General features: G+C 34.4%; 12 protein-coding genes and 3 tRNA genes. 9 read left to right on the top strand and 6 right to left on the bottom strand.

Features of this window, described 5'->3' with window-relative positions:
- Positions 1-20: 20 nt before the first annotated feature.
- Positions 21-2,354, top strand: coding sequence for a T9SS type B sorting domain-containing protein (locus FDM27_RS12130; protein ID WP_140486795.1), 2,334 nt, complete (start codon positions 21-23; stop codon positions 2,352-2,354).
- Between the two features lie 23 nt (positions 2,355-2,377).
- The gene (locus tag FDM27_RS12125) at positions 2,378-6,769 is read left to right on the top strand and encodes a T9SS type B sorting domain-containing protein (RefSeq protein WP_140486793.1); all 4,392 of its coding nucleotides are present in this window, start codon (positions 2,378-2,380) and stop codon (positions 6,767-6,769) included.
- Positions 6,770-6,877: 108 nt separating this feature from the next.
- On the opposite strand, the gene typA is transcribed toward FDM27_RS12125, so the two are convergent.
- The gene (gene typA / locus FDM27_RS12120) at positions 6,878-8,674 is read right to left on the bottom strand and encodes a translational GTPase TypA (protein ID WP_071183433.1); all 1,797 of its coding nucleotides are present in this window, start codon (positions 8,672-8,674) and stop codon (positions 6,878-6,880) included.
- 166 nt (positions 8,675-8,840) lie between these two features.
- Here typA and FDM27_RS12115 point away from each other — a divergent pair, with 166 nt between their 5' ends.
- The gene (locus tag FDM27_RS12115; RefSeq protein ID WP_140486790.1) at positions 8,841-10,553 is read left to right on the top strand and encodes a PAS domain-containing sensor histidine kinase; all 1,713 of its coding nucleotides are present in this window, start codon (positions 8,841-8,843) and stop codon (positions 10,551-10,553) included.
- Between the two features lie 3 nt (positions 10,554-10,556).
- Positions 10,557-10,961 (top strand): response regulator, encoded by a 405-nt coding sequence (locus tag FDM27_RS12110; protein ID WP_071183435.1) that lies wholly within the window; start codon positions 10,557-10,559, stop codon positions 10,959-10,961.
- Between the two features lie 97 nt (positions 10,962-11,058).
- On the opposite strand, the gene rpsT is transcribed toward FDM27_RS12110, so the two are convergent.
- The 5 genes from rpsT to proS form a co-directional block, all read right to left on the bottom strand.
- Positions 11,059-11,310 (bottom strand): 30S ribosomal protein S20, encoded by a 252-nt coding sequence (rpsT, locus tag FDM27_RS12105; RefSeq protein ID WP_071183436.1) that lies wholly within the window; start codon positions 11,308-11,310, stop codon positions 11,059-11,061.
- 166 nt (positions 11,311-11,476) lie between these two features.
- Positions 11,477-11,548, bottom strand: a tRNA-Glu gene (locus tag FDM27_RS12100).
- A gap of 46 nt (positions 11,549-11,594) precedes the next feature.
- A tRNA-Glu gene (locus FDM27_RS12095) sits at positions 11,595-11,666 on the bottom strand.
- Between the two features lie 50 nt (positions 11,667-11,716).
- Positions 11,717-11,788 (bottom strand) — tRNA-Glu (locus FDM27_RS12090).
- Between the two features lie 97 nt (positions 11,789-11,885).
- A complete protein-coding gene (gene proS, locus FDM27_RS12085) occupies positions 11,886-13,364 on the bottom strand; it encodes a proline--tRNA ligase (protein ID WP_071183437.1) in 1,479 nt (492 codons plus the stop codon).
- Positions 13,365-13,465: 101 nt separating this feature from the next.
- On the opposite strand from proS, the gene FDM27_RS12080 reads away from it, so the two are divergent.
- The 5 genes from FDM27_RS12080 (at position 13,466) to FDM27_RS12060 (ending at position 18,951) form a co-directional block, all read left to right on the top strand.
- Positions 13,466-14,407, top strand: coding sequence for a hypothetical protein (locus tag FDM27_RS12080; RefSeq protein WP_140486788.1), 942 nt, complete (start codon positions 13,466-13,468; stop codon positions 14,405-14,407).
- 33 nt (positions 14,408-14,440) lie between these two features.
- The gene (locus tag FDM27_RS12075; protein WP_140486786.1) at positions 14,441-15,964 is read left to right on the top strand and encodes an OmpP1/FadL family transporter; all 1,524 of its coding nucleotides are present in this window, start codon (positions 14,441-14,443) and stop codon (positions 15,962-15,964) included.
- 220 nt (positions 15,965-16,184) lie between these two features.
- Positions 16,185-17,498 carry a 30S ribosomal protein S12 methylthiotransferase RimO gene (gene rimO, locus FDM27_RS12070; protein WP_140486783.1) on the top strand — a complete coding sequence of 438 codons (1,314 nt, stop codon included), beginning with the start codon at positions 16,185-16,187 and terminating at the stop codon, positions 17,496-17,498.
- Positions 17,499-17,530: 32 nt separating this feature from the next.
- Positions 17,531-18,016, top strand: a complete 486-nt coding sequence (locus FDM27_RS12065; RefSeq protein ID WP_071183441.1) for a hypothetical protein — start codon at positions 17,531-17,533, stop codon at positions 18,014-18,016.
- 32 nt (positions 18,017-18,048) lie between these two features.
- Entirely contained in the window at positions 18,049-18,951 is a 903-nt protein-coding gene (locus tag FDM27_RS12060; RefSeq protein WP_071183442.1) for an N-acetylmuramoyl-L-alanine amidase, read from the top strand.
- Positions 18,952-19,204 lie beyond the last annotated feature (253 nt).

Genomic DNA, 19,204 nt, shown 5'->3' with positions numbered 1-19,204 from the left:
TGTAGTAACTTTGTAAGACTATGAAAGTCCTGCAAACCATTTTACTCAGTTTATCACTCTACTGCTCCGGCATAAAATTGCAGGCACAAGCCATTGCTGTTGACGACACTAAAAATGCTTTAGAACTGGTAAATCTATTGACTAATAACAGTTCCTGTTTGCAAATAACAAACCCAAAAGTGCAAGGCGACGCATTTGTTCTCGGGAAAAACAGCTACGGAGTTTTTACAAATAATTCTGCTAATTTTCCTTTTCAATCCGGAATTGTTTTAAGTACCTGGAGTAGTACTGAATCGGTAGGTCCATTTGTTAAAAATCTTGGTGGAGGCAGTAATTCCTGGTTAGGCGACCCCGATTTAGATCAGGCTTTAAACATTAAATCTATCAATGCTACTTATCTGGAATTTGATTTTATTCCGTTAACCAATAGCATTAGCTTTAATTATTTATTTGCTTCAAATGAATATCAGGAAGATTTCCCTTGTAGGTATTCGGATGGTTTTGCTTTTTTAATAAAAGAAAAAGGAAGTACGGCCGCTTATCAGAACTTAGCCGTAATTCCGAATACTACAATACCTATTTCGTCCACCAATATTCATCCGGCTATTACTTTTGTGGATTTAAATGGAATACAAAAATCATGTCCGGCAAGCAACGAATCCTACTTTGGACAATTTAATACCAGCCCCACAAATAACAGTCCTATTAATTATGCCGGACAAACCAAAGTTTTTAACGCAAGTACTAATGTAATAGCTGGAAACACCTATCATATAAAATTAGTCATTGGTGATGATGCTGTGAATTATTTTGATTCGGCTATTTTTATTGAATCAGCAAGTTTTAATTCCATCATCAACCTGGGAACCGACAAATTATTAGCCACAAATAATGCTATTTGTTTTGGTGAGGATTATATTATTGACACTAAATTACCAGCTAATTACACTTACAAATGGTACAAAGACAATGTCCTTTTACCCACCGAAACCAGTCCGGCTTATACTGTAAAAACCACCGGAACTTACAAGCTTGAAGTTACTCTGAATCCATCCGGTTGTACTGTTTCAAACCAAATTAAAGTTGAATACACACCTGAAATTGTTTTAAACAACACTACTCTGATACAATGTGATACTAATGGAGATAGTAAAGCCGTTTTTGACTTAACAAAAACCGATAACCAAATTAAAAACAACAATTCCAACTTAAGTGCTGTAAGTTATTTTGAAAATCTAACAGATGCTAAAGCAGGTACTAACGCCATTCTTAACACCACAAATTACACCAACAAATCGGCTAATCAGGTGCTAATTGCCAAAGTTTCCAACAACTTTAATTGCTCTAATTATGCCGAATTGACATTGCAATTATCTAATGCTATAATACCTAATCAATCTCCTATAATTACTTGTGATGACAATGCCATTCAGGATGGATTTCGCGAATTTAACTTAAATAATGAAGTTTCTCCTCAAATAGTAAATGGTTTACCCAATGGATTGAATGTTGTTTACTATCCAAGTATGGCAGCAGCCGACACACAAAGCAATCCCCTTCCGAATGTATATACAAACAACATTCCGAATCAGCAAACCATTTATGCCCGCATTATCAATGGAACCGACTGTTACGGTATAATCCCTGTCACACTTGAGGTCAAAACCTTTGCTCCGGCTAACTTTCAAGAGGAGAATATCGCTTTATGCAGTAGTACCAGTATGGATCTAGCTGTCAACACCGGTTTTTCCAGCTATTTATGGAATACGGGAGCAACTACCAATAGTATTACCATAACTACTCCTGGCGATTATTTTGTAACAGTAACCAATGCCAACAACTGCGAAGCGACTAAAAAATTCCATGTTGTAAAATCTGAAATTGCTGCAATAACAATGGTAGAAACAACTAATTTTTCAGGAAATAAAAATACCGCCATTATTAATTATACCGGTTCCGGAAATTATGAATTTTCAATTGACGGAAATTATTATCAAGACAGTCCTGAATTTTTAAACATTGCCGCAGGAAGCTATTTTGCCTATGCCCGTGATAAAAACGGATGCGGTATTTCTGCTCCTTTCCGCTTTTATATTTTAGATTATCCCCATTATTTTACACCAAACGGAGATGGTTTCAATGATTTTTGGACAATTAAAAACTTATCACAACTTCCTCAGGCTACAATATCCATCTTTAACCGTTACGGAAAATTATTAAAAGAATTTAACTCTTCAAATTTGAGTTGGAATGGCACTTTTAACAATTATGCGCTTCCTGCTGATGATTATTGGTTCCATCTTATTTTTGAAGACGGCAAAAACATAAAAGGTCATTTTTCATTAAAAAGATAAAAATTATTTAATATTTTTATCAAATGATAAAAATAATCGCAATATTATTAACGATAATAGCTACAAATGGCTTTGCGCAATTTAGCAAAACGCATTATATCCCGCCATTAAGCAGCCAAGACTCACAAACAATAACAGGAGACCATTATTTATATATATCTACTCCAAGCTCAAAAAATGTTACGCTGAGAATAATCAGTATCGGCGGGCAAATTACGAATGCTGTGGTCAACAACACCAATCCATACATCTATGCAATTGGATCCGGCAACAACACACAACTAATGGTACCAAAAGCAGCTATTGGAAAAACAATAAACAAAGGATTCATTATTGAAGCCGATGATTTAATATACTGTAGTGTAAGAATTAATTCAGGTTACAACCCCGATAATCAAAGGTTCAATCATGCAGGCGGTTTAGTATCTAAAGGAAACAGTGCTCTGGGAACTACATTTAGACTAGGCGCTATGCTCAACCCTTCAAATAGTGACAAAACACTACTCAATTTTGCTTCCCTGCTTGCAACCGAAAACAATACAACAATTACAATATCCAACATAGCAAACGGGACAATTCTAGCTGATGGAAGAACTGTAAATGGCCCCGTAACCATCAATCTAAATAAAAACGAAAGTTATATTTTTGCCATAGAAAACTCTGAAGACACTGTTTCAAATAGTGCTAAAATGATTGGCGCATTAGTTCAGTCAGACAAAGCGATTGTTATCAATTCAGGGTCTTTTTGCGGAAGTAATAGTACCGAAAACGGAAGAGATCTTGGGTTTGACCAAATTGTTTCTTTCGAAAAAACTGGCAAAGAATATATTTTTGTAAAGGGAATTGGAACAAATGAACTGGAACGTGTTTTATTGATTGCTCATAATCCTAATACGATTGTCTATCTTAACGGCAGTTCAACCCCATACACAACAATTATCAATGCCGGCGACTATATAACTATTGACGGAAGCCAGTTTATCAATAATAATTTATATGTCAGCACTTCCGAAAAAACATTTGCTTATCAAAGTATTGGCGGATTAGCTCCTGCTTTTGATCCTAAAACTAATGAACAAATCAACTTACCTTCGGCTAATCAAAATATGTTTTTTGTTCCTCCGTTGAATTGCTCAACTCCTAATATTGTGGACAACATTCCTTTTATCGAATCGATAGGTAATATTTCATTTAGTGGCGGAATCAATATTATCACCGAAACCGGAGCCAATGTTTTAATAAATAATAATCCTATAGGCACCCCTCCTATTAGCATTACAGGAAATTCAAATTATGTTCGCTACACAATCAACGACCTTGATGGTAATGTTAGCATAAAATCTAACAAACAGGTTTATGTATCCTATTTTGGAACCAATGGATCTGCCACTTACGGTGGTTACTATTCCGGTTTTGACACTAAACCTGAAATTACTTCGGATGCCATTATTACTGGAAATTCTTCCTGCATCCCTAATCTTAACCTAACTGTAAATAGTATTTTAAATTACGATACTTTCGAATGGTACTTTAACAATACGCTAATTAGCAATTCAAATTCCAACACCTATACTCCTACCCAACCCGGATTTTATCAGGTAAAAGGAAGTATTTCTAATTGTGACACTTCAATATTGTCTGACATTATTCCGGTAAGCAATTGTCCTACCGATATTGACAATGATACCGTAAACGACAACATAGACCTTGATAACGACAATGACGGAATTCCAAATTGTACCGAATCTTACGGAAACCAAAATATCAATATCTCTAATTTAAGTTTGGGAAATATCACAATTGGCAATTATTCGAATACATATACAGGAACTCTAAACACATCTTCGATTGCAAGTGGAATTCCATTTTCCGGAAATACAGATGGCAGTTTTATATCCGAAATCCCCGCTGGAAAAGGAAATTTTACCAAATATACATTAACATTCTCTAAACCAATAAGCACTGGAATAGAATATGTATCTGCTGCAAATCCAACCGATTTATTAAATGCAAATGCAGAATATATTATTGCTACCGACGTTAACAAAACCATTACGGTTCTCAACCCAAATAATCAATTATTGATTGATACTAACTACGATGGCATATATGAAAGTGGTGTTACCGAATATTCCTCATTTGAAATTCGCTTTCAATTAAACGGAATTGTTTCATTAGCAGCCGGAACGGGCTCTTTTAAATTTTTAGCTCATTTGGTTAATTCGATTAGTTTTACCCATAAAAATCTCTCCGATACTGATGCAAACAAAAGCACATTAAAGTTTTTTGCTGTTTGCGTACCAAAAGACACCGATGGTGATGGAATTCCTGACCAATTAGATACTGATAGTGACAATGACGAAATTCCTGACCTAACTGAAAGCCAAAGCAACGACTTTGCATTAAATACTACCGATTTAAATAGAAATGGTCTGTTTGACATTTTCGAATCGAAATCAATTATAGATACTGACAATGATGGCGTTTCTGATTATCTGGATTTAGACAGCGATAATGACGGAATTTACGACAGCACAGAAACAGGCAACTCCAACACTGATACCGATAATGACGGAATAAAAAATTACAGAGATCCTGATAGCGATGGGGATTCTTGCCCTGATGTGATTGAAGCAGGATTTACAAGTGTCAACAACACTATATTAGGAAATGTATTCCCTCCAACTGTAAATACCAGCGGGGTTGTTACAAGCCGTACAAATGGTTATACTACTCCAAATTCCAATTATAATATTGCAGCTCCAATAATTATTACAAACCAGCCTATTGTACCTCCAACTTGTTTAAATCAAAACACCTCAGTTACAATTAGCGACAACGGCGGCAATAGTTATCAATGGCAAATATCTACAAATGGTACTGTCTGGAATAACTTGACAAACAATGGTAGCTTCTCTGGTGTAACATCGAATAAGCTGAACATTAATACGGTAAGTCAAACAATGAATGGCTACAAATACCGCGTTATACTAAACAAAACAGGGAATTCTTGTGGATTGATTTCTAACGAAACCACCTTAACTATTCTAGCCCTACCTGTAGTTAACAATATAAGTATCATACAATGTGACGATGATTTAGATGCTAAATCAGCTTTTAATCTAACAGTAAAAAACAATGAGATTTCAAGCAATTATCAAAACGAAATCTTTAATTATTTTACCACTTTAGCAGGAGCTAACACTAACGATTCAACTAAAAAAATTGCAAATCCATTAACTTATATTGCCAATAACGGAACGATCATTTGGTCCAGAATCGAAAATGCAAACAACTGTTTTTCGGTAGCACAAATTAACTTAATCGTTTCGGCAACTCAAATTCCGGCAAATTTCAATGTTCCATTCGAAAATTGCGATGATTATATTGATACTACCCATGATGATTATGATGGAATTTCAGCATTTGATTTTAGTAGTGCCAAAACGGCAATTCTGGCTTTACTTCCTGATCCAAAAAACAATTATATAATCAAATATTACGAAACCGAAACAGATGCTTTAGCAGAAATAAACGAAATAACAAACACTACAACTTATCGAAACATTCTTTCTCCTAAAGAACAAAAAATATGGGTTAGAGTTGACAGTAATTTAGACAACAGTTGTTACGGCATAGGACCTCATATTACTCTTAAAGTAAATCCAAAACCTGATATTGACATCAACACCAGCCGCCTGTCAGATGTTTACGTTTGTCAAAATCTGCCTAATTTCTTTGTAACACTAACCTCAGGAATAATAGATGGCAGTCCGACAAGCAATTATACTTATGTTTGGACAAAAGACAATCAAATATTAATAGGCAAAACAAACCCCACCTTAGATGTCAATACAGCCGGTATTTACAGTGTTAAAGTCACTTCGCTTTCCGATTGTAGCCGGACAAGAATAATTACAGTAACTTCTTCAGATGTTGCCCATATCAGCAATATCGAAATTAGCGAATTGAGCGATAACAACTCCGTTTTAGTTTTAGTGAATGGAGCCGGAAATTACGAATACAGTCTGGATGACAGCAATAATTTTTATCAGGATGCTAACCTTTTCGAATATGTAGCCGCCGGAATTCATGAAGTTTACATTAGAGACAAAAATGGCTGTGGTATTACCAATGAAACTATTGCCATTTTAGGTATCCCAAGATTTTTCACACCTAACAATGATGGTTTTAACGATCACTGGAATATCAAAGGAATCAATTCTGAATTCAATTCAAAAACAGTGATTCATATTTTTGATCGCTTTGGAAAATTAATAAAAGACATTAATCCACAAAGTCAGGGCTGGGATGGCACTTTTAACAGTCTTCCTCTACCTGCAGATGATTATTGGTACACCGCTAAACTCGAAAATGGTAAAGAAATAAAAGGACATTTTAGTTTGAAAAGATAATTATAACGAAATTCCAAAACACAAAAAACAAATTCCAAAGCAAAACAATCATAAAAAAAAATCCCAAACTCATTTAAATTTGGGATTTTTATATTGGAATTTAAAAAATTAGATTTTAAATCTTTTTCTATCAGTTTCAGATAAGTAAATCTTTCTTAAACGAAGTGATTTTGGAGTAACTTCAACATACTCATCTTTTTGAATATATTCTAAAGCTTCTTCTAAAGAGAATTTGATAGCAGGAATAATTCTTGCTTTATCATCAGCTCCTGAAGAACGAACGTTAGACAGTTTTTTCGTTTTAGTAACGTTAACAGTCATATCATCACTACGAGTGTTTTCACCAATTACTTGTCCTTCGTAAATATCTTCGTTAGGATCAACAAAGAATTTACCACGATCTTGTAATTTATCGATAGAATAAGGAATTGCTTTTCCATTTTCCATAGAGATTAATGAACCATTGTTACGTCCAGGAATTTCTCCTTTGTATGGTTCGTATCCAATGAAACGGTGTGCCATAATAGCTTCACCAGCAGTAGCAGTAAGCAATTGATTTCTCAATCCAATAATTCCACGAGATGGAATGTTGAATTTAACAATCATACGCTCTCCTTTACCTTCCATAGAAAGCATTTCTCCTTTACGGATAGAAACAAATTCTACTGCTCTACCTGAAAGATTTTCCGGTAAATCGATAGTTAATTCCTCAATTGGCTCACATTTTACACCATCAACTTCTTTGATAATAACTTGTGGCTGACCAATTTGTAACTCATAGCCTTCTCTTCTCATTGTTTCAATAAGAACAGACAAGTGCAATACACCACGACCAAAAACCATGAATTTATCAGCAGAATCAGTTTCAGCAACTCTCATCGCTAAGTTTTTCTCTAATTCTTTTGTCAAACGCTCACGAATATGTCTGGAAGTAACAAATTTACCTTCTTTACCAAAGAAAGGTGAATCGTTAATAGTAAACAACATGCTCATTGTAGGCTCATCAATAGCGATAGTTTGTAAAGCTTCCGGATTTTCAAAATCAGCAATAGTATCACCAATTTCAAAACCTTCAACACCTACAACCGCACAAATATCACCAGCTATAACTTCTTCTACTTTTTTACGTCCAAGGCCTTCAAAAGTATGTAATTCTTTAATTCTTGATTTGATGATTTTTCCATCTCTTTTTACCAAAGAAATTGGCATACCTTCTTTTAAAACACCTCTTTCCAAACGACCGATAGCGATACGACCCGTAAAAGAAGAAAAGTCTAAAGAAGTAATCAACATTTGTGGCGTTCCTTCAGAAACCTTAGGAGCTGGTACATTAGCAATTACCATGTCCAATAATGGCTCAATGTTTTCTGTTTGATTTCTCCAATCATCAGACATCCAGTTGTTTTTAGCCGAACCGTAAACAGCAGGGAAATCTAATTGTTCTTCAGTAGCACCTAATTCAAACATTAAGTCGAAAACTTTTTCGTGTACTTCTTCCGGAGTACAGTTTTCTTTATCTACTTTATTGATAACAACACAAGGTTTTAATCCTAAATCAATCGCTTTTTGTAATACAAAACGCGTTTGTGGCATTGGTCCTTCAAAGGCATCAACCAAAAGACACACTCCGTCAGCCATGTTCAAAACACGCTCTACCTCTCCACCAAAATCGGCGTGACCAGGAGTATCAATAATATTAATTTTTGTTCCTTTATAAGAAACCGATACGTTTTTAGAAGTAATGGTAATACCTCTTTCTCGCTCTAAGTCGTTGTTATCAAGGATCAAATCTCCAGTATTTTCGTTGTCACGAAATAACTGACAATGATACATAATTTTATCAACCAAAGTGGTTTTACCGTGATCGACGTGGGCAATAATTGCAATGTTTCTAATAGCTTCCATCTGTGATTTTTAATGGCTGCAAAGGTACACTTTATTTTGATATAAAAAATATTTCTCAAACACTTTACAATTTACTTACATTTAACAGCATGACTGGATCATTTTCGAATAAAAATAAGTTTTCATAGATATTTTGCTATTAACAATTATTAATTATATTTGATTAATGAAAAATAAAACCACCCAAATAACAACAATATATATCCTTATTGCCTCAATTTTGGCGGTTTTTCTTTATAAAATTACCTCTTTATACCTCAACCAGGAAGATTACCTCATTTTCAACCTTTTCAAAGATTTCTTTTTGATCCTCTTAACCGGATTTGCTTTTAAATATGTATTATCTAAAAACGAAAGCAAAAACAAAACAATTTTTGAACAATTAGAAAACACCAACAATGAAATAAAAGAATCAAATGAGAAGTATGACATTGTTGCCAAAGCTACAAGTGATACCATTTGGGACTGGAAAATTCAGGAAGACAAAATGATTTGGAGCAAAGGAATAAAAGCTATTTTTGGATACGAAGAAGATCAGGTTGGAGACAGTTCGAGTTGGTGGTTTGGAAACATCCATCCGGAAGACAGTATAAAAATGTCAATAAGACTCTATTCGTTTATAGAACAAAAAACCGAAAAATGGCAAGATGAATACCGGTTTAAATGCGCAGACAACACCTATAAATACGTATTAGACCGAGGTTTCCTTTTAAAAGATGAAAATGGAAAAGCCGTCAGAATGATAGGAGCACTCCAAGATGTTACCAAACAAAAAGAAGAAGAACTCAGACTAAAATTACTGGAAACCGTAATTTTACAAACCAAAGAATCCATAGTAATTACCGAAGCTACTTTTAACGAAAAATTACTACCAAAAATAATCTACACCAACCCCGCATTTACCCAAATGACAGGATATCAACCAGAAGAAATAATCAACAATTCTCTTGATATCCTTAAAGGTCCCAACACCGAATTGAGTGTTATTAAGAAAATAATACAAATAATTCAAAACAAGGAAGAAGGTTTACTTGAAATAAGATGCTATAAAAAAGACAAAACCGAATTCTGGTTACGTTTTACAATGATTCCTATTTACAATTCTGAAAACGAATTATCTCACTGGGTATCCATTCAAAGAGATGTAACCGAAGAAAAAAATCAGGAAAAAGAAAAAGAACAACTCATTAAAGAACTTACACAAAACAATAAGGACCTAAAACAATTCTCTTATATCACCTCTCACAATCTGAGAGCACCAATGTCTAACTTAACCGGATTACTAAATCTAATTGAAGACATTGAAATTGAAGACCCTGAACTAAACGAGATTGTCAACGGTTTTAGCAAATCAACCCATTTATTAAACGAAACTATCGAAGACTTAACAAAAGTCATGATAATTAAAGACAACACCTCTATTGAAAAAGAAAACATTTCACTCAAAGAGGTTTTCGAAAATGTTTTCAGCCAATTATCCAATCAAATTGAAATAATTAAGCCATACTTAAAATTAGACATTGAAAACGTAAGTGTTCTTAACAGCAACAAAGCATACATGGAAAGCATTTTGCTAAACTTACTCACAAACTCTCTAAAATACAGAGCCACCGACAGAACTTTAAAAATCACCATAATAGCACAACAAAGCGGAAATACCGTAGAACTCATTTTCAAAGATAACGGAATAGGTATTGATTTAAATAGAAACAAAGACAAAATTTTTGGCTTATACCAGAGATTCCACGATTACCCTGACAGCAAAGGACTAGGACTCTACTTAGTAAAATCGCAAGTTGAAGCCATGAAAGGAACCATCAATATCGAAAGCCAGGTAAACAAAGGAACCACATTTACATTAACATTTAAAAGCAAATAAAACATGTTAGATTTAATTCTATGTGTCGATGACGACCCAATAACACTTATGTTATGTAAAAAAGTAATCAGCAAAGCCTCTTTTTCGAATACTATTATTACTGCTAAAAACGGCGAAGAAGCACTGGAATACTTCAACTCAATTATCAATAAAGAAGCAACAAAAGAATTACCTCAATTAATATTTCTAGACCTAAACATGCCTATTATGGATGGCTGGGAATTTCTGGACAATTTCAGCACCGATAAATACGCAGAAGTAAACTCAACCAAGATCGTGGTTTTATCTTCTACAATAGACCCTGAAGACCACGAAAAGTCTAAAAAATACCCAATGGTTATTGATTTCCTTTCAAAACCAATAACCACAAATATGCTAACGTATTTAGAATCTAAAATACAACTCTAAGCAGCAGAATAATAAATAAAAAAAAAAAAAAAAAAAAATAACCCATAAAAAAACCTCGAATTTCTTCGAGGTTTCTTTATATCTTAAAATTGTAAAATTACAATTTAGCAACAAATTTAGTTAATTTTGATTTTAAGTTAGAAGCTTTATTATCATGAATAACATTCTTTTTAGCTAACTTATCAATCATTGAAATTACACTTGATAATTTAGCAGTAGCATCCGCTTTATCAGTAGCTAAACGCAAAGCTTTAATGGCGTTACGTGTAGTTTTGTGTTGGTATCTGTTTAATACTCTTTTTTTCTCGTTGCTTCTAATTCTTTTTAAAGCTGACTTATGATTTGCCATTTTGACTTTTTTTTTAATTGTAATAATTATTTTAACTATTAGCTAAAAAAGAAAAACCTCCCACAATTACATTAAACACAATGAAATCACTTTGGTTTTAACTAATAAAATAAACACCAGAGACACTTGCTATTTATTTCATAAAACTATTTCACAACTAATTCTGTAGTCCGTAGGGGAATCGAACCCCTGTTACCAGGATGAAAACCTGGCGTCCTAACCCCTAGACGAACGGACCAATTATTCCTCTAAGTTAGTTAAGTTTTCTACCTTCTAGAAACTTGTAGTCCGTGGGGGAATCGAACCCCCCTTACCAGGATGAAAACCTGGCGTCCTAACCGATAGACGAACGGACCATTTTTCCTTTTAAAAAAGTTTAGGAAAGATATTTTCAATATTTCATTTGTAGTCCGTGGGGGAATCGAACCCCCCTTACCAGGATGAAAACCTGGCGTCCTAACCGATAGACGAACGGACCATTGCGCTACATTATGCTGTGCATTTCTGTATTGCGGTTGCAAAGATACAACTGTTTTTTAATTGCACAATAGCTAACTCAAAAAAAATATATTTTTTTAATATGCCTTTGCAAAAAACACTCTTCTTCCGGAAGGATTCCCAGTAAACACACAGCTTCCCGACTCCTCAACTCCATCCAAAGGAATACATCTTATCGTTGCCTTAGTCAACTCTTTAATCTTCTCTTCTGTAGCCGCAGTTCCATCCCAATGTGCTGATACAAAACCTCCTTTATTCTCCAAAACATCTTTAAACTCTTCAAAACTATTTACTTCGGTAATATGAGTTTCTCTGTAATTAAATGCCTTGTTAAATAAATCTGCCTGGATTTGATCCAATAAATCACTTATAAAAGTCGCAATTCCTTCTTTAGACTTCACTTCTTTTGTCAAAGTATCCCTTCTTGCTACTTCATAAGTTCCATTTTCAAGATCTTTTGGACCAACAGCTATCCTAACAGGAACCCCTTTCAATTCCCATTCAGCAAATTTAAAACCTGGCTTTTGCGTAGTCCTATCATCAAACTTAACCGAAATACGAAGTTTTCGCAAATCTGCCATCAATTTCTCTACTTCCTCTGTAATTTGAGCTAATTGCTCATCTGTCTTATATATAGGAACAATAACTACTTGTATTGGTGCTAAATTAGGAGGCAATACTAATCCCTGATCATCAGAATGCGTCATCACCAAAGCCCCCATCAATCGGGTAGAAACTCCCCAGGAAGTTCCCCATACATATTCCTGTTTTCCTTCGGCATTAGCAAACTTCACATCAAATGCTTCAGCGAAATTTTGTCCCAAAAAGTGCGAAGTTCCTGCCTGAAGAGCTTTTCCATCCTGCATCAAAGCCTCAATACAATAAGTTTCTTCAGCACCGGCAAAACGCTCTGTTTCGGTTTTCAATCCTTTAACAACCGGAATCGCCATGAAATTTTGAACAAAATCAGCATAAACATTCATCATCTTCTCTGATTCCTCAATCGCTTCCTTTCTTGTTGCATGAGCCGTATGTCCCTCCTGCCATAAAAATTCGGCTGTCCTTAAAAACAAACGAGTACGCATTTCCCATCGAACCACATTAGCCCATTGATTAATCAACAAAGGTAAATCTCTATAGGATTGCACCCACCCTTTATAAGTTGACCAAATAATTGCCTCACTTGTAGGACGAACAATAAGTTCCTCTTCCAGCTTAGCATTTGGGTCAACCATTAATTTTCCTGGTCTGTCAGGATCATTTTTCAATCTATAATGTGTAACCACGGCACATTCTTTAGCAAAACCTTCGGCATTTTTCTCCTCGGCTTCAAACATGCTTTTAGGAACAAACAGAGGAAAATAAGCATTTTGATGTCCTGTTTCCTTAAACATTCTATCTAACTCGGCTTGCATTTTTTCCCAAATCGCATAACCATAAGGTTTAATAACCATACAGCCTCTAACTCCTGAATTTTCGGCTAAATCAGCCTTTACAACCAGCTCATTATACCATTTTGAATAATCTTCTGATCGTGTAGTAAGGTTCTTACTCATATTGAATAGTTTGGCACAAATTTTGTTTTGTTTTATTTAACTAAATAGTTTGGCAAAACTAACTATTTTTGTAATGTGCAACAATAAAAAACCTAACAGATATGAAAACTAATATTTTTTCATCCAAAGAAGTGCAAAATTATCTCTACATTGGATTACTAAGCCTTTTTATGGTTTCTTGTGGTTCTTATCAAAATAGTTCCTATTACGAAACCGATGGTATATACGGCGCTTCAAACAACAGAAATACAGAAACAAACACTGCCTCAGGCAATTATTATAAAGATTATTTCAACTCACTACAAACAGAAAGTGAAACTCCTGAAGTTTTTACCGATATTGACAAATACAGTGATTTCGATTCAGCTGACAATAATTTACCTTCAAGTTATGCAGGTTGGGGCAACAACCAAACCGGAACTATAATTAATGTTTATCCTGATTATTGGGGAATGAATTCTGGTTTTGGCTGGAATAATTGGGGTTGGAATAACTACTGGGGCATGAATTACGGATTTGGATGGAATAATTGGGGATGGAACAACTGGGGTTGGAATAATTGGGGTATGAATTATGGATTTGGCTGGAATAATTGGGGATGGAATTATCCATATTACGGCTATAACAATAATTACTACTACTATAATCGTCCATATAGAAGCAGCTATTCCTCATACGCACCAAGCAGAAGAGGGTCTACTGCAGTAAATTCATCTAGAAGCTATTCTACAGACAGAACGTATTCCACAAATAGAACATACTCTACAAGCAGAACAGGAACTAGCAGGACTCCTACATTTACAAATCCTAGAACATACAACAGCCCAAATAGAACCGAAAGTACTACAACGAGAAGGAGCTCCACTCCAACTCAAAACAACAATTCTAGACAACAACAAAACAGTAATTATTCAAGAAACGAAAGTTACAACACCCCTTCAAGATCATACAGTACTCCTTCCTACGGCGGAGACAGCGGCAGCAGATCTTATGGCGGAGGCAGCAGTAGCGGTAGATCATCAGGAGGAGGAAGTAGAAGATAAGCAACAGTAGTTTACAACATAAAAATCATTAAAATGAAAAAATATCTATTTTTAATACTATCTGGACTTTCTATTAGCACCGTACAATCTCAAGAAATTAGTGACGCAGTTCGATACAGTCTAGAAAACCTAAACGGAACAGCTCGTTTCAGGGCAATGAGTGGAGCTTTTGGTGCTTTGGGTGGTGACTTATCTTCATTAAATGTAAATCCCGCTGGTTCAGCTATATTTGCAAACAACCAAATGGGAATAACTGCAAGCAACACTAATACTAAAAATAATTCTAATTATTTTGGCTCTACAAATACAGAGAAAGAAAATTCTTTCGACTTTAATCAAGCTGGATTAGTATTTGTTTTTAATAATAACAACAACAGAAACAATGAAGGGTGGAACAAGTTTTCTTTAGCCATAAATTATGATAACAAAAACAACTTTGACAATACTATTGGTTCTTTTGGAATCAACCCAACAAATTCAATTGGGAATTATTTTTTAAACTATGCAAATGGTATTCCTTTAAACAGCTTTCAAAATTCAAATTACGAAAATTTAGACTACGCAGCTCAACAGGCTTTATTAGCCTATGATACCTTTATTATCGACCCAGCAAATAACGACCCTAATCCCAACGAATACATTTCAAATGTTACTGAAGGAGGTAATTATTATCAAGAAAACACAGTTATTACTAATGGTTACAACGGAAAACTATCTTTTAACGCAGCAGCTTCTTGCAATGATAAATTTTTCATAGGGATTAACTTGAACTCTCATTTTGTAGATTACACTCAATCATCTGTTTTTTATGAAGACAATGATAACCCCCTAGAACCTACAAGTTATAGAGTAAACAAAGTTCAATTCAACAATGATTTATATACTTATGGTTCTGGTTTTTCATTCCAACTTGGAATCATTGGAAAAATAACTAATGAAGCACGAGTAGGTTTATCTTATGAATCACCAACATGGTACAAATTGAATGATAAATTAACCCAAACTTTAATCGCAGTAAGTGCTAATTTATCTGGTTCGTTAGAACCCGATGTTGCTGATCCAAGACCTAATGTTTATGCACCTTATAAATTACAAACTCCAGGAAAATTAACAGCAAGTTTTGCCTATGTATTTGGAAAAACAGGACTCATAAGCATTGATTATAGTTATAAAAATTATGGTAACACGAAGTTCAAACCTGAATATGACAGTCACTACCAAGTTTTAAATAACGCAATGGACAGAGCTCTCTCCAAGACTAACGAAGTTAGAATAGGAGGAGAATACAAAATTGAAAAACTTAGTCTTAGAGCCGGTTATCGTTTTGAAGAAAGTCCTTATGAAAATAAAATAACTATTGGTGACTTAAATGGCTATTCAGCTGGTTTGGGGTATAATTTTGGAGGAACCAGAGCAGATTTATCTTACGCTTATGCAAAAAGAAATTCATACCAGTTTATTAACCAAGGGCAAACACCTAACCAAGGCTTAACTGACGTAACCAAAATAAACTCAATCAACAACACGGTTTCCTTAACACTGTTATTTGAATTATAATTACTAGAAAAACAATCTAAAAATAACCGTCTTGTCTTTTCACAAACAAGACGGTTATTTTTTAGCTGTAAAAAACAATTTCTTTTAAAAAATTACAATTCCAAATTTTAATGCAACTACAAAAAAACAGCTAAATCGAAACAATCCCGATAGCTATCGGGACAATTTGAATAAAAAAACGTAATTTTGCACTCCTCCCGAACAATCGGGACACAATGATATGAGAACCAAGTCTTTAAAAAAGAACAAAATAAACGTAATTACCTTAGGGTGTTCAAAAAACATATACGATAGTGAGGTATTAATGGGACAACTTCGCGCCAACGGAAAAGAAGTAGAACACGAAGCACCAGTTGATCAGGAAGGAAATATTATCGTAATCAATACTTGCGGATTTATTGATAATGCAAAAGCAGAATCGGTAAATATGATTTTAGAATATGCCGACAAGAAAGAAAAAGGCCTGGTTGACAAAGTTTTCGTAACCGGATGTTTGTCAGAGCGATACCGACCTGATTTAGAAAAAGAAATCCCAAATGTGGATCAGTTTTTTGGAACTACCGAATTGCCCCAATTATTAAAAGCTTTGGGAGCAGATTACAAACATGAATTATTAGGTGAGCGTTTAACAACAACCCCTAAAAATTATGCTTATTTAAAAATTGCCGAAGGTTGTGACAGACCTTGTAGTTTTTGCGCTATTCCAATTATGCGTGGTGCACACGTTTCGCAACCTATTGAAAAATTAGTAAAAGAAGCCGAAGGTTTAGCCCGAGATGGGGTAAAAGAATTGATTTTGATTGCTCAGGACTTAACTTACTATGGTCTTGATATTTATAAAAAACGCAACCTTGCCGAATTATTAGAGGCATTGGCAAAAGTAGAAGGAATCGAATGGATTCGTTTGCATTATGCCTTCCCTACCGGTTTCCCAATGGATGTATTGGACTTAATGAAACGCGAACCTAAAATTTGCAATTATATTGACATTCCGCTACAACATATTTCTGATTCTATTTTGAAATCGATGCGTCGTGGAACCACACAGGCTAAAACAACTCAATTATTAAAAGACTTTAGAGCAGCAGTTCCGGGAATGGCCATCAGAACAACATTAATAGTTGGTTATCCGGGAGAAACTCAGGAAGATTTCGAAATTTTGAAAGATTTTGTTCAGGAAATGAAATTTGACCGCATGGGATGTTTTGCCTATTCTCACGAAGAAAACACACATGCTTATTTATTAGAAGATGATGTTCCGGATGATGTCAAACAAGATCGTGCCAATGAAATCATGGAATTACAATCGCAGATTTCATGGGATTTGAATCAGGAAAAAATTGGACAAACATTCAAATGTATCATTGACAGAAAAGAAGGCGGACACTTTGTTGGTCGCACCGAATTTGACAGCCCGGATGTTGACAATGAAGTACTAATTGACGCTTCAAAATATTATTTAAAAACAGGCGATTTTGCTATGATTAAAATTATAGATGCAACAGAATTTGACCTTTATGGAGAACCCGCATAAAAAATAATTTTAGTTATCTAAAAAAAACAATTATGAACAAGACACAATTTTTCTTTGTATTAGCGTTTATAACTATATCCTTTAATACAGCTTTTGCACAATATGGTTACGGAAACGGATACGGTAACGGATATGGTGGTTATGGAATGGGTAGAAATAGCATGAGCCAAATGAATCAAGCCGATATGAAACCAAAAGAAATTCCGGTTGAAGTAACGGTTGCTAAGATAATGGAAAAACTAAAACCTCAATTAAACCTTGACGAATTGCAAACTATTGCTATTGGAAATGTTTATACCGACATTATAAAGTCGCAAACAGCAATAATGAAAGACGAAAAATTGAGTCAACAAGAAAAGTCTAACGAAATAAAAGCTCTTTTTGAAATAAACGAAAGAAAAGTAAACGAATACTTAAACGAAGAGCAAAGACAAAAATACAAAGCTCTAAAAGAAGAAGGCGGAAATAACAAAAAAGAGAAAGAGAAAAAGAAAAAATCAAAAAAGGAAGACGAATAGTTTTCCTTTTTTTTAATAAAAATAGATTCAAAATGAACAAACATCTTAGCTATTTAATTTTTGCATTAATCATTGCATCATGCTCGACTAATCCTTATAAAAAAAGCGAGAAAGAATACGATACAAAACTAAAATCTTTCAAAGATCAAATTTCAGCTAAAGACCCCGAACCTTTACCTGTAGTTAACAAAACAATTATAAGTATCGATAGCGTTTACAGCAAACAATTATATACTTTTAAAGATAGTATCTTCAAAGTGGGCTCAACACAATTAAGTAATAACATATACACAGAATGGATAAGTACCGTCAATTTCAATCTTAGAAAACCTAATTTTATTATTATCCACCACACTGCACAGGACTCACTTCAGCAAACAATTAAAACCTTTACTAAAACCAGCACCCAGGTAAGTGCACATTATGTAATTGCCGATGACGGACATGTAGTTCACATGCTAAACGATTATTTACGCGCCTGGCACGCCGGAGTAAGTTCGTGGGGAAAAAACACTGATATTAATTCTTCTTCCATAGGAATTGAATTAGACAACAATGGTAGCGAACCTTTTTCTGAAGCTCAAATTACCAGCTTGATGGCTCTTTTGAGCAAATTGAAGAAAGACTACAATATTCCTGCTCAAAACATAATTGGTCATTCTGATATTGCTCCTAGTCGAAAAAAAGACCCAAGCGGCTTATTCCCTTGGAAAACCTTGGCCGAAAACGGATTCGGAGTATGGAAAGACGACGAACTTCCCTTAGCCCCTTTTGATTTTAATGCCGAATTGGCACTGCAAATTATTGGCTACAACACAAAAAACTTAAGTGCAGCAATCACAGCGTTCAAACTACACTATATACCAGAAGAAGCCAATGCTGTTTTAGATCAAAACACTATCAACACCATTTATTCTATTTATTTAAAACAATAAACAAATCTTAGTTGAAGCCAAAAAAAGTTCTTTGAGAAATTTCTCAAAGAACTTTTTTTATTCCTAAATCGCACCAAATCAATTATAACGATTATGTATTCAATATAGTCCAATAAAAATTGGACTATATTTATATTATATCAGCATTATACCAAAAAAATCTGACTATTTGGTAATTATAAATTGGTATTATGAAGCTTTACAATACCAATTTCTTGTCCCAAAGCAAATGTATGCGTTTTATTTTTTGCCA

Origin of the sequence: Flavobacterium sp. GSA192 (genome assembly GCF_006386525.1) — a bacterium.
Lineage (GTDB): Bacteria > Bacteroidota > Bacteroidia > Flavobacteriales > Flavobacteriaceae > Flavobacterium > Flavobacterium commune.
This window is presented reverse-complemented; position numbering and strand designations above follow the sequence as displayed.

Excerpts from the sequence above, each read along its gene's own strand:
- FDM27_RS12130 (WP_140486795.1), top strand. The coding sequence starts at position 21 with ATGAAAGTCCTGCAAACCATTTTACTCAGTTTATCACTCTACTGCTCC.
- FDM27_RS12125 (WP_140486793.1), top strand. The coding sequence starts at position 2,378 with ATGATAAAAATAATCGCAATATTATTAACGATAATAGCTACAAATGGC.
- typA (WP_071183433.1), bottom strand. The coding sequence starts at position 8,674 with ATGGAAGCTATTAGAAACATTGCAATTATTGCCCACGTCGATCACGGT.
- FDM27_RS12115 (WP_140486790.1), top strand. The coding sequence starts at position 8,841 with ATGAAAAATAAAACCACCCAAATAACAACAATATATATCCTTATTGCC.
- FDM27_RS12110 (WP_071183435.1), top strand. The coding sequence starts at position 10,557 with ATGTTAGATTTAATTCTATGTGTCGATGACGACCCAATAACACTTATG.
- rpsT (WP_071183436.1), bottom strand. The coding sequence starts at position 11,310 with ATGGCAAATCATAAGTCAGCTTTAAAAAGAATTAGAAGCAACGAGAAA.
- proS (WP_071183437.1), bottom strand. The coding sequence starts at position 13,364 with ATGAGTAAGAACCTTACTACACGATCAGAAGATTATTCAAAATGGTAT.
- FDM27_RS12080 (WP_140486788.1), top strand. The coding sequence starts at position 13,466 with ATGAAAACTAATATTTTTTCATCCAAAGAAGTGCAAAATTATCTCTAC.
- FDM27_RS12075 (WP_140486786.1), top strand. The coding sequence starts at position 14,441 with ATGAAAAAATATCTATTTTTAATACTATCTGGACTTTCTATTAGCACC.
- rimO (WP_140486783.1), top strand. The coding sequence starts at position 16,185 with ATGAGAACCAAGTCTTTAAAAAAGAACAAAATAAACGTAATTACCTTA.
- FDM27_RS12065 (WP_071183441.1), top strand. The coding sequence starts at position 17,531 with ATGAACAAGACACAATTTTTCTTTGTATTAGCGTTTATAACTATATCC.
- FDM27_RS12060 (WP_071183442.1), top strand. The coding sequence starts at position 18,049 with ATGAACAAACATCTTAGCTATTTAATTTTTGCATTAATCATTGCATCA.